Source organism: Streptomyces sp. UNOC14_S4 (genome assembly GCF_020740835.1).
Lineage (GTDB): Bacteria > Actinomycetota > Actinomycetes > Streptomycetales > Streptomycetaceae > Streptomyces.
Window position 1 is genome coordinate 1 of sequence record NZ_JAINFC010000236.1, and the last position, 11194, is coordinate 11194.

General features: G+C 72.9%; 11 protein-coding genes. 10 read left to right on the forward strand and 1 reads right to left on the reverse strand.

Features of this window, described 5'->3' with window-relative positions:
- Positions 1-65: 65 nt before the first annotated feature.
- The 6 genes from K6I34_RS21010 to K6I34_RS21035 all read left to right on the forward strand — a co-directional run bounded on the left by K6I34_RS21010 (position 66) and on the right by K6I34_RS21035 (position 5331).
- A complete protein-coding gene (locus tag K6I34_RS21010) occupies positions 66-1190 on the forward strand; it encodes a glycosyltransferase family 2 protein (RefSeq protein WP_229327865.1) in 1125 nt (374 codons plus the stop codon).
- The gene (locus K6I34_RS21015) at positions 1187-1456 is read left to right on the forward strand and encodes a hypothetical protein (RefSeq protein ID WP_229327866.1); all 270 of its coding nucleotides are present in this window, start codon (positions 1187-1189) and stop codon (positions 1454-1456) included. Before K6I34_RS21010 ends, K6I34_RS21015 begins: the two co-directional genes overlap by 4 nt.
- Before the next feature lie 235 nt (positions 1457-1691).
- Positions 1692-2183, forward strand: a complete 492-nt coding sequence (locus K6I34_RS21020) for a hypothetical protein (RefSeq protein WP_229327867.1) — start codon at positions 1692-1694, stop codon at positions 2181-2183.
- An 84-nt stretch (positions 2184-2267) separates the two neighbouring features.
- A complete protein-coding gene (locus tag K6I34_RS21025) occupies positions 2268-3086 on the forward strand; it encodes a DUF6065 family protein (RefSeq protein WP_229327868.1) in 819 nt (272 codons plus the stop codon).
- A complete protein-coding gene (locus K6I34_RS21030; RefSeq protein ID WP_229327869.1) occupies positions 3083-4387 on the forward strand; it encodes a glycosyltransferase in 1305 nt (434 codons plus the stop codon). Before K6I34_RS21025 ends, K6I34_RS21030 begins: the two co-directional genes overlap by 4 nt.
- A gap of 95 nt (positions 4388-4482) precedes the next feature.
- On the forward strand, positions 4483-5331 hold the full coding sequence (locus tag K6I34_RS21035; RefSeq protein ID WP_229327870.1) for an iron-sulfur protein: 849 nt from the start codon (positions 4483-4485) through the stop codon (positions 5329-5331).
- A gap of 52 nt (positions 5332-5383) precedes the next feature.
- On the opposite strand, the gene K6I34_RS21040 is transcribed toward K6I34_RS21035, so the two are convergent.
- Positions 5384-6403: an ABC transporter substrate-binding protein gene (locus K6I34_RS21040; RefSeq protein WP_229327871.1), complete on the reverse strand. Its 1020-nt coding sequence runs from the start codon at positions 6401-6403 to the stop codon at positions 5384-5386.
- 165 nt (positions 6404-6568) lie between these two features.
- Here K6I34_RS21040 and K6I34_RS21045 point away from each other — a divergent pair, with 165 nt between their 5' ends.
- The 4 genes from K6I34_RS21045 to K6I34_RS21060 all read left to right on the forward strand — a co-directional run bounded on the left by K6I34_RS21045 (position 6569) and on the right by K6I34_RS21060 (position 11020).
- Positions 6569-7543, forward strand: coding sequence for an iron ABC transporter permease (locus K6I34_RS21045; RefSeq protein ID WP_229327872.1), 975 nt, complete (start codon positions 6569-6571; stop codon positions 7541-7543).
- Positions 7540-8640 carry an iron chelate uptake ABC transporter family permease subunit gene (locus K6I34_RS21050; protein ID WP_229327873.1) on the forward strand — a complete coding sequence of 367 codons (1101 nt, stop codon included), beginning with the start codon at positions 7540-7542 and terminating at the stop codon, positions 8638-8640. Before K6I34_RS21045 ends, K6I34_RS21050 begins: the two co-directional genes overlap by 4 nt.
- Positions 8637-9509 (forward strand): ABC transporter ATP-binding protein, encoded by an 873-nt coding sequence (locus K6I34_RS21055; protein ID WP_229327874.1) that lies wholly within the window; start codon positions 8637-8639, stop codon positions 9507-9509. The genes K6I34_RS21050 and K6I34_RS21055 overlap by 4 nt, the downstream gene beginning before the upstream one ends.
- A 155-nt stretch (positions 9510-9664) precedes the next feature.
- Positions 9665-11020, forward strand: a complete 1356-nt coding sequence (locus K6I34_RS21060; RefSeq protein WP_229327875.1) for a diaminobutyrate--2-oxoglutarate transaminase family protein — start codon at positions 9665-9667, stop codon at positions 11018-11020.
- Positions 11021-11194 lie beyond the last annotated feature (174 nt).

The following is an 11194-nucleotide window of genomic DNA, read 5'->3' on the forward strand; positions in this document are numbered from 1 at the left end:
CCCCCATACCCCCTGCCATTAAACGCACCGCATCGCCGCGCCAACGGTCCCAGGAGTCCACCCTCATGCGAAGGCCGCGCTTCACCCGCAGAACCGCCCGGGCCACCGTCCCCGGGCCGCCCGACGACGCGGGCCCCGGGCGCCCCCGCATCGTCGCGCTGATCCCCGCTCACAACGAGGCCGAGCGTATCGCCGCGGCGATCGCGGCCCTCCACCGCCAGGAGCTCCCGCCGCACCGCATCGTCGTCGTGGCCGACAACTGCACCGACGACACCGCGGCGATCGCCCGCGCCAACGGCGCGACCGTCATCGAGCCGACGGACAACCGGCACAAGAAGGCCGGCGCCCTCAACCAGGCCCTGGACCGCCTCCTGCACGAGCTCGCGGCCGCGGACCTCGTCCTCGTCCAGGACGCCGACACCGTCCTCGAACCCGCCTTCGTCGTCAGCGCCAGCTCGGCCATGGACCGCACCGTCGGGGCCGTCGGCGGCATCTTCTACGGCGAGCCCGGCGGCGGCCTTCTCGGGGCGCTCCAGCGCATCGAATTCCACCGCTACGCCCGCGAGATAGCCCGCCGCGGCTACCGCGCCGACGTCCTGACGGGAACCGCCACCCTCTTCCGCGTCCGCACCCTGCGCGAGGTCAAGGACGCCCGGCGCGACGGCCGCCTCGGGGGCGGGACCTCGTACTACTCGCTCGCCTCTCTCACCGAGGACGACGAGATCACCAAGGCGGTACGGACGCTGGGCTACCGCACCGTCTCCCCGCCCGGCTGCGCGGTGGTCACCGAGGTGATGACCACCCTGCCCAAGCTCTGGCACCAGCGGCTGCGGTGGCAGCGCGGCGCCCTGGAGAACCTGCGCGACTACGGCTGGACGCGGGTGACCGCCCCGTACATCGTCCGCCAGGGGTTCATGGGCCTGTCCGTCCTCTTCCTCGCCCTCTACCTCGTCTTCACCGGCTGGATGCTGGCCCGGGGGCGCCCGGAGTTCACTCCGTTCTGGATGGCCGTCGGCGCGGTCTTCGTCGCCGAGAAGGCCGTCACCGCCCGCGGCGCCGGGTGGAAGGCCCAGCTGCTGGCGGGCACGCTCGCCGTCGAGCTGGCCTACGACATGTTCCAGCACGCCGTCTACCTGCGCTCCCTGTGGGACATGGCCCGGCGCCGCGAAGAACGCTGGTGCGCCACATGACCTATGGAGTCCTGCCGCCGCTCGGTGCGCTCGGGGTCGGAGGTGCCTCGGCCCTCTCGACCCGGAGACCTGGGTCCTCCGGTTTCCAGGCGCTGGCCACCGTGGTGGCCGCGACCACTCTGATCATGGCAGGGACCTCGCTCTGCAAACTCCTGCCGCCCCGGAGCCGGTTCACCGAGGCCACCGTCACCTGGCACACGCCGCGGCGGACGGCCTTCCACGACCGGAGCAGAAGGGACGGCACAGCCTGGATCGCGGTGCCCTGACCGACACCCTCACCACGAGAATAAGGAGAAACGAACCGTGACCGAAGAGACAAGCGGTGCGGCCCAGCCGCCCAGCGAGGGTGACGGGAGCGAGCACCAGGAGGCCGGCCCGCAGGCCAGGTTCCGCCCAGGTCCGTGGATTCCGCTCCCGCTCCCCATTCCCAAGCCGCCGGTGACGACGACGCGCCCGCCGGTGACAACCACGCGTCCTCCCGTGACGACGACCCGTCCGCCGGTGACAACCACGCGTCCGCCGGTGACGACAACACCGCCGCCGGTCACCACGACACCGCCGCCCGTCACCACGACGCCTCCTCCTCCGCCGCCTCTCACCGCCACCGTCGCCGACAGGAACGACGCGAACGGGTCGGGCATCCCGGGTTCCCAGGTGATCGCCTCGGTGCTGGTGACGAACAACGGAACCCAACGGATCGACGCCCAGACGGTGGTGCTCACGGCACCGCCCGGAGCGCGTCTGCTCAACGGGTATCTGGGCTGGGTGCACGAGACGGGGGCGGACGGTGACACGGCCCCGGGCACGCTTGCCCCGGACGGGTCCACGTCGACCTGCCCCGCCGTCCCGGTGAACCTCGACCCCGGCCAGTGGATCGTCTTCTACACGGCCGTTGTCATCGACCCGGGTGCCACGCCCGGCCCCGCGTCCGTCACCTTCACCCTCGGAGCGCCCGCGTTCGCCTCGGGCACCGGGTCCATCGCCGTCCTCTGACCCGCGTGCCGCCGGTGCGCCGGCCCGCCCTCCGGCCGGTCGGCGCACCGGCGGCATACCGGGGCTTCCCCTGGAGACCGTCAGTTGAGTTCCCCAGAGCACCACGACCCCGAACCGGCCCTGGTGGCCTATCGCTTGCCGGACACCTACGACATGCCCATCGTCCCCGCGCCCGCGCGGCGCGACTGGCTGGAGCCCGGCCCTCTCCGCCACGCCTACCGGTGCCTTCCCCTGCGCGTCGCCAACCAGAACGGCTGGTGGATTCTCAACGACCGCACGTTCACCGTGCGCTGGGACGGCGGGGACGCGCTGGCGGACCTGACGGTCCGTTACGAGGACGGGGGCGACGCCCAGGGCTCGGCGATGAGTCACTTCGGGTATGGCATCCTCACCTTCTACATCCCCTATCTGATCCGGACACCGCCCGGCTGGAACCTCCTCGTGCGCGGCCCCGCCAACCTTCCCAAGGACGGGGCGCACCCGCTCGAAGGGCTCGTGGAGGCCGACTGGGCCGTGGCCACGTTCAGCATGAACTGGAAGGTCACGAGGGCGGATGCCGACATCACCTTCGCGGCGGGCGAGCCCGTCCTCATGCTGGTGCCCCAGCGGCGCGGGGACCTGGAACGCTTCCACCCCCGGTGCGCCCCGCTCGACCTCATGCCGGACGCCGACGACCACCGGGTCTGGAGCCGGAGCCGCCTGGACTACGCCGAGGCGGTCACGGCGGGTGACCCGTCCGCCGCCGACGGCTGGCAGCGGCACTACATGCGGGGCACCCACCCGGCCGACCCGCGGCCCTTCCCCGAGCACCAGCGCGCCCTGCGCCTGCGCGGATTCGGGGCATCCCACGAAGGGATGTCCCACGACGGGATGTCCCACGACGACGAGAGGACAGGGCAGTGAGCCGCCTCACCATCGGCATGGCGACCTACGACGACTACGACGGCGTGTACTTCACCCTCCAGGCGTTGCGGCTCACCCACGCCGACGCCCTGTCCGGCGCCGAGTTCGTCGTGGTGGACAACAACCCTTCCGGCCCGGTCGCACCGTCGCTGCGTGCTCTGGCGGACCGCGTGCCGGGTTACCGGTACGTGCCCTTCGGCCAGTACGCGAGCACCGGCGTCCGCGACCTCGTCTTCCGGGTGGCCCGGTCTCCCGTCACGCTGTGTCTGGACTCGCACGTCCTGCTCGCCCCGGGGGCCGTCCGCGCCGTGCTCGACCACTTCGAGCAGCGGCCGCACAGCCGTGACCTGCTCCAGGGGCCCATGATCTCGGACGTGCTGGACGACGGCCGGGAGCCGCCCTCCACCCATCTGGCCCCCGAGTGGGGCGACGGCATGTATGGCGTGTGGCGGACCGACCCGCGGGGGACCGACCCCGGCGGCAAGCCGTTCGAAGTGGCCATGCAGGGCCTCGGCCTGTTCGCCTGCCGCACCGACGCCTGGCCCGGCCTCAACCCGCGCTTCCGCGCCCACGGCGGCGAGGAGGGCTATCTCCACGAGAAGGTCAGACGTGGCGGCGGCCGCGTGCTGTGTCACCCCGGCGTCCGCTGGCTGCACCGCTTCACCAGGCCGCAGGGTCCGTCCTTCCCCCTCGGCCTGCTCGAACGCGTACGGAACTACCTCATCGGCCACCGGGAACTCGGCCTGTCCGCCAGCGGCTTGACGGAGCATCTGCGCGGCCTGGTGGGTGAGCAGCATACGCGTGACGTGCTCGACCGCGCGCGGCGGCAGCTCGACAGCCCCCTCGCCGCCTTCGATGCCGTCTTCTGCCTGCTCGGGGACGGCTCCCCGGAGACCGCCGCGCACGCCCGGCGCACCCTCGGCGAGCTCGACATCGACTGGCTCGCGGAATGGCTCGTGCCCTCCCCGGCCGACACGGAGCGGGATTCTCTGCCGTCCGGCCACGACCGGGAGGCGGCGCTCCGGCACATCGTGGCGGACGCATCGACCCGCGGGCTCGACCGAGTCCTCGTCCTCGACGCCGGCTCCCTCTGCACCCCGGGGGCCGCGGAGCACCTCCGCGAGGCCGTGGACTCCCTGCGCACCACCACCTGGACCCTGCGCCCCCTGGAGGCTCCCGGCACCAGGTGCCCCGCCCTGGCCGTGCGCCGCGGTGCGTTCGGCCCCATCGGCCGCGGTGACCGCGCCACCCTCGCCGCCGCGGCACCCTGGCTCACCGGCGCTCCGTCACCTCGCCGCTGAGCTCCGCAGCACCGCACGGCACTTGCGCACCAGCCGATCATTAAGGTAAGCCTTACCTATCTGGATCTGGTGTCGATCGTCTGCCGGGGGTCCTTGTGACGACTGCCGTTGCCGTACCCGGCGCGCTCGCCGTTCCCGAGGCGGCGAGCCGTGCCGATGTCCTGCGGGGGACCTATGCGGGGCTGGCCGAGGCGCTCCGGCCTCTCGTGCGTCTGGAGGCGGTGCCCCGGGTGGGTGGCGAGCGGGTCACCGGTGAGCGGCTCGTCCGGGACGCCGCGCTGCGGGAGCAGCTCGTCGACGCGGCCGAGCGGCGGATCGCGGACACGTACGGCGTGACGCCCCGGCGCGACGTCGCGGCCATGGACGCGCTGCACCAGTACGCCTTCTACGCCGCGGTGGCCATGAGCGGACCGTGGTTCCTGGCGCACCGTGTGCCGTGGATCGGCCGCGACGGCTTCGCCCATGACGGGGCGTCGGACACGCTCACCGTCGCTCCGTCCCACCTGCTCTGCCTGCCGGGCGACCCGGTGGCCGCCCTGCCCGGCGTCCGCGTGGTGGCGGACGAGGAGCGGCTGCGCGCGGCGCTGCGCGAGGCGGTGGCCGATCACCTCGGGCCGGTACTGGAGGCGTTCCGTCCGCTGCTGCGCCGGGGCACCCGGGCCGTGTGGGGCCTGGCGGCCGACGAACTCACCGAGGGTATCTGGTACGTGGGCCGGGTGACCGGCCAGGAGCGCCGCGCCGTCGCGGCGGCCGATGTGCTCCTGCCCGGCGGCACCCCGCCCTTCGTGGGCGCCGCCGGCTTCCGCCCCTGCGGGGCCGCGGCCGCCGCGGGTGAGGGCGACGCCGCGGGCGAGGCCACGCGCACCCGGATCAACTGCTGCCTGTGGTACACCGTCACCCCGCAGCGGCCCTGCTCCACCTGTCCGCGCCGCGGTATCAGTTGACGGGCCAGGCCGGGCGCTCCGGAAGGAGCGCCCGGCCTTCACTCCGCCGCCCTCAGGCCTTCGCCGCGTCGACCCCGTACGTCTTGGCGACGTCGTCGAGGACCGCGTTCGCGCCGTAGACGCCCACGGCGAGCATCCAGGTGGTGTCGTCCACCTCGTGGACCTGGCCCTTGAGCTGCTTCCACAGCGGGTTGGCCTCGAACTTCTCCCTGCTCTTCGCCGAGGCGCCCTTCGGGTCGGGGTAGGCGGTGACGAAGATGTCGTCCGCGTCGACCTTCTTGATCTGCTCCTCGGAGATGTCGGCGTTGAAGCCGGTGCCCTTGGCGTCCTCGGGCTTGCCGAGGCCCAGGTCCTTCACGATGACGCCGATGTAGGTGTCCTCCTTGTACAGGCGCGTCGGCCCGTCCACGAAGCGCACGACCGACACCGAGGGGTTGGCGCCCTTCTTCTTGCGGACCTCGTCGCCGACCGTCTTCGCGCGCTTGTCGTAGGCGGCGATCTTCTCGTCGGCCTCCTTCTCCTTGCCGAGCGCCTTGCCGACGAGCTTGAGGTTGTCCTTCCAGGTGGCGCCGGTGTCCTCGGTGAAGACCGTGGGCGCGATGCCGGACAGCTGCTTGTACAGCTTCTCGTGGCGGACCTTGGCCGAGAGGATCAGATCGGGCTTGAGCGCCATGATCTTCTCCAGGCTGGGCTCCTCCAGCGTCCCGACGGGCTTGGCCTTGCCCGCGTACGTGCCCGCGTCGTCACCGAAGTAGGCGGGCAGCTTCTCGTCGGGGGAGGAGAACGTCGTGTAGCCGACGATCTGCGACTTGAGGGCCAGCGTGGCGTCGACGAAGGTCATGTCGAGCGCGACCACGCGCTTCGGCGCCTTCTTTATCTCCGTCTTGCCCATGGCGTGCTCGACGGTGCGCGGGAACGCGGCGCCGACGGCCGCCGAACCCTTGTCGTCCGTGGCGTCCTTGGCGCTCGTATCCTTGTCGGAACCGCCGCAGGCGGCAGTGGCGAGCAAGCCCGCTGTGACAGCGACGGCTCCGATCGTGCGGCTGAAACGGCTGAGCCAACGGGCTCTCATCGGCAGGTCCCTTCTCTGTTCATATCACGCCTAATAAGGATAGGCTCGCCTAAGTTACCTGAAATTGACGTGGAGGGGATCGTGATCGAAGCGCTACCTGCGCCGCCCGCAGGAAAGCCGCGGATACGGCAGGTCGCGTCCGAAAGAGCGAGAAAACAGCGGAGAGTGACGATCCTTCTGGTCGGGTCACTGGCTCTCGCCGTGCTGTTGAGCATCTCCCTGGGTGCCGAACCGCTCGGCCCGGGGCGGATCTGGCACGGACTGTGGCACAACTCCGGTACGGAGGGTGATGTCATCGTCCGTTCGCTCCGCCTGCCGCGCACCGTGACCGCGCTGGTCGCCGGTCTCGCGCTGGGCGCCGCCGGGGCCCTGATGCAGGGTCACACCCGCAACCCCATCGCCGACCCGGTGGTGCTCGGCATCAGCGCGGGCGCGGGCATGGGCGTGGTGGCCTCCCTCTTCCTCGTCGGCGTCAGCGGCCTGTACGGCTATGTGTGGTTCGGCTTCCTCGGCGCCGCGCTGGCCGGGGCGCTGGTCTACTCGGTGGGCGCGCTCACCCGCGGCGGGGCCACCCCCGTGACCCTCGCCCTGGCCGGGGCCGCCGCGCACGCCCTGTTCACCGCCCTCACGGCCGGGATGGTCCTCCTCGACCGGCAGGCCCTGGAGACGTACCGCTTCTGGACGGTCGGCTCGGTCAGCGGGCAGCCGATCGGACTCACGCTCCAGGCACTGCCCTTCATCGCCGTCGGACTGGTGCTGGCCGCGCTGAACACCCCCGGGCTCAACGCGCTCTCGCTCGGCGAGGACGTGGCCCGGACGCTCGGCGTGCGCGTCGGGCTGAACAGGGCGCTGGGCATGGCGGCCATCACGCTGCTGACCGGCACGGCGGTGGCCGTGTGCGGGCCCATCGGCTTCGTCGGCCTCGTCGGCACGCACATCGCCCGGAACCTCTCCGGTCCCGACTATCGCTGGATCACCGCCCAGGCGGCCCTGATCGGCGCGGTCCTCATGCTCGCGGCGGACACCCTCGGACGCCTGGTGGCGCGCCCGGGGGAGCTCCAGGTGGGCATCATGCTGGCGCTCATCGGCGCGCCGGTGTTCATCCAGCTCGTACGCCGCCGCCAGGCGGTGAGGATATGAGCACGACACCCGCGTCCGGACGCGCGCCGGCCGCCGCCGTTCCCGGCCGCCGTCCCCTGCGCGCCGGTCCCGTCTCCGGCGTCTGGCGGCCGCGCACGGTGCTGATACCGCTGCTGACGCTCGGCGTCCTGTTCCTCGGCGTGCTCGTCAACTGCGGCCGCGGCGACATCCACATCCCCGTCGGCCAGGTGGCCGAGGCCCTCTTCGGCGGGGGCGACGAGGCCACCCGCATGGTGGTGACCGAACTGCGGCTGCCCCGCTCGGTGACCGGCGCCCTCGTCGGCGCGTCCCTGGCCCTGGCCGGGGCGATCGTCCAGGGCCTGGCCCGCAACCCGCTGGCCAGCCCCGACATCCTCGGCATCACGGCCGGTTCGGGCGTGGGCGCGGTGACCGTCATCGTCTTCGGCGGCGCCTACGGCGGCGTCGGCGGCACCGTGGCGAGCGTCGGCATCCCCGCCGCCGCCATGACCGGCGGCCTCCTGGCCGCCGTGGCCGTCTACCTGCTGGCCGTACGCCGCGGCCTGTCGGGCTACCGCGTCCTGCTCGTGGGGGTGGGCGTCAACGCCTTCCTCACCAGCGTGCTGTCCTGGCTGCTCCTCAAGGCCGACATCGTCGACGCCGGGCGCGCGCTGCTGTGGCTCAACGGCAGCCTCAACGGCGCCTCGTGGGACACGATGCGGCCCGTCATGTGGACGCTGCTGGTGCTCATGCCCGTGGCCCTGTTGCTCTCCTTCCCCTTCGGCGCGCTCGTCTTCGACGACGACACCGCCCGCGGGCTGGGTGTCCGCATGACCGCGACCCGGGCGGCGCTGCTGTGCACGGCCGTGCTGCTCACCGCCGCCGCGACGGCCGCCGCGGGCCCGATCGCCTTCGTGGCGCTCGCCTGCCCGCAGCTCGCGGTCCGGCTGCTGCGCACGGGCACGCCCCCGTTGCTCGCGTCCGCGCTGATCGGCGCCGCGGTCACGGTCTGGGCCGACGTGCTCGGGCGCACCGCCTTCGGCACCCTCGAACTGCCCGTCGGCATCCTCACGGCCGCGCTGGGCGCCCCCTACCTGCTGTACTTGCTCATTCGGAGCGGAAGGGCCCGTACGTCATGACCGAGACCACCCGCACCCCGCCGACAAGCGCGGCGCCGGACGACGGTGGCGCGGCGCGTCCCGCGGTCCGGCTGCGTGCGGAGGCCCTGACGCTCTCCTACGGCGACCGCCACGTCGTGCACGAGCTCGACCTCGACATCCCGGACGGCACGGTCACGGCCGTCATCGGGCCGAACGGCTGCGGCAAGTCCACGCTCCTGCGGGCCTTCGGGCGGCTGCTGAAGCCCACGAGCGGGAGCGTCCTGCTGGACGGGCGGCCCATCCACCGCATCCCCACGCGCGAGGTCGCCGAACGGGTGGGCCTCCTCCCGCAGTCGCCCGTGGCGCCCGAGGGGCTGAGCGTCGCCGACCTGGTGGCGCGCGGGCGGCACCCGCACCAGAGCTGGTACCGGCGGTGGTCCTCGGACGACGAGGCCGCCGTCGAGGCGGCGCTGCGCGCCACGGGCACCCTCGACCTGGCGGAGCGCACGCTGGACGAGCTGTCCGGCGGCCAGCGGCAGCGTGCCTGGATCGCGATGACGCTGGCTCAGCAGACCGAGCTGCTGCTGCTGGACGAGCCGACCAACCACCTCGACCTGGCCCACCAGATCGAGGTGCTGGACCTCGTCCGCGAGCTGCACCTGACGACGGGCCGGACCGTCGTCGTGGTCCTGCACGACCTCTCGCTCGCGGCCCGGTACGCGGACCGGCTGGTGGCGATGAAACAGGGCCGGGTCGTGGCCCAGGGCACGCCGTCCGAGGTGCTCACCGAGGAGCTGGTGGAGGACGTCTTCGGGCTCCGCGCCCGGGTCCGCCACGACGAGGAGACGGGCGCGCCGCTGGTGATCCCGCTGAGTCGCCATGCGCACAAGCCTGTTGACGGTGCGTGAGGTGACATAGGGAAAAGGCAGGTGGACGGCCGAAAAGCTTGCCTTGACGGTGTTTTAGGTTAGCCTTGCCTAAGTTGATGGGGGGTGAGGGTTCCGTCCCCCCACCGGCTCCGCTCTGCCTGCCCAGCTCCACTCGTGACCGGAAGGTCCCCCACATGCTGCGTGCTCAGCTTCTCGACCGTCAGGCGCACCGTGAGTCCGCTGCCCGCACCTACGCCCGGTCCATCCCGGTGGCCCCCGTCGCGGCCTCCGGCGCCCAGGTGACCGGGGCCGACGGCCGTACCTACCTCGACTGCCTCTCCGGCGCGGGCACCCTCGCCCTCGGCCACAACCACCCCGAGGTCGTCGCCGCGCTCCAGGACGTGCTCGCCTCCGGCGCCCCGCTGCACGCCCTCGACATGATCACCCCTCAGAAGGACTCCTTCAGCGAGGAACTGCTCAAGAGGCTGCCGGGGACCCTGCGCGAGAACGCCAAGCTCCACTTCTGCAGCCCGGCCGGCACCGACGCGGTCGAGGCCGCGCTCAAGCTCGCCCGCAACGCCACCGGCCGCCAGGGCGTCTTCGCCTTCACCGGCGCCTACCACGGCATGACGCTCGGCGCGTCCTCCGTCTCCGGCCCCGGCCGGATGCGCCGCGGCCCGGCCGCGTTCGGCCCCGCCGAGGCCCAGCCCGTGACCCGGCTGCCCTTCCCGTACGGCTACCGCTGCCCGTTCGGCGTCGGCGCCGAGCGCGCGGGCGAACTCTCCACCCGGCTGATGGAGAGTTACCTCACCGACCCCAGCAGCGGGGTGGGCAAGCCCGCCGCCGTCATCCTGGAGGTCGTCCAGGGCGAGGGCGGCGTCGTGCCCGGCCCCGACGCCTGGCTGCGCGAGGTCCGCCGCGTCACCGCCGAGCACGGCATCCTGCTCATCGTCGACGAGGTGCAGACCGGCATCGGCCGCACCGGCGACTTCTGGGCCTGCGAGCGCGCGGGCGTCACCCCCGACATCCTCGTCACCTCCAAGGCCGTGGGCGGCGGCCTCCCGCTGGCCCTCATCGCCTACCGGCCCGACCTCGACACCTGGCAGCCGGGCGACCACACCGGCACCTTCCGGGGCAACACCCTGGCCATGGTCGCCGGCGAGATCACCCTGCGCACCGTCGCCGAGGAGCAACTCGCCGAGCGCGCCGCGAAACTGGGCGAGCGCATCCGCACCGGTCTGCGCACCCTGGCCGCGGATCACCCGCAGATCGCCGAGGTGCGCGGCCGCGGCCTGATGATCGGCGCCGAGCTCGTCGACCCCGCCGCCGAGCCGGACGCCCTCGGCTCCCGCCCCGGCGACCCGGTGTTCGCCCGCGCCCTCCAGGCCGCCTGCCTCGACCGGGGCCTGATCCTCGAACTCGGCGGCCGCGGCGACACCGTCCTGCGCCTCCTGCCCCCGCTGGTCCTCACCGACGAGCAGGCCGACTCCGTCCTCGACCGCATCGCCGACGCACTGTCCGGCATCACCACCCTGGAGCACGCCGCATGACGGAGACGTCCCACGGCAGCGGCGGCCACGGCGCCGCCGCCGAGCCCGCCTCCCCGTACGCCCTGCGCAGGCTCACCTCCGTCGCGCTCGGCGCCCTGGCCGACGGCACCGCCGCCCGGGGCGGCCCCCTGCCCGCCGGAGGGCCGGAACGGGTCGCCGCCCGCACCCGCGCCC

Coding starts and splice junctions, on each gene's coding strand:
- K6I34_RS21010 (WP_229327865.1), top strand. CDS start 66: ATGCGAAGGCCGCGCTTCACCCGCAGAACCGCCCGGGCCACCGTCCCC.
- K6I34_RS21015 (WP_229327866.1), top strand. CDS start 1,187: ATGACCTATGGAGTCCTGCCGCCGCTCGGTGCGCTCGGGGTCGGAGGT.
- K6I34_RS21040 (WP_229327871.1), bottom strand. CDS start 6,403: ATGAGAGCCCGTTGGCTCAGCCGTTTCAGCCGCACGATCGGAGCCGTC.
- K6I34_RS21050 (WP_229327873.1), top strand. CDS start 7,540: ATGAGCACGACACCCGCGTCCGGACGCGCGCCGGCCGCCGCCGTTCCC.
- K6I34_RS21055 (WP_229327874.1), top strand. CDS start 8,637: ATGACCGAGACCACCCGCACCCCGCCGACAAGCGCGGCGCCGGACGAC.
- K6I34_RS21060 (WP_229327875.1), top strand. CDS start 9,665: ATGCTGCGTGCTCAGCTTCTCGACCGTCAGGCGCACCGTGAGTCCGCT.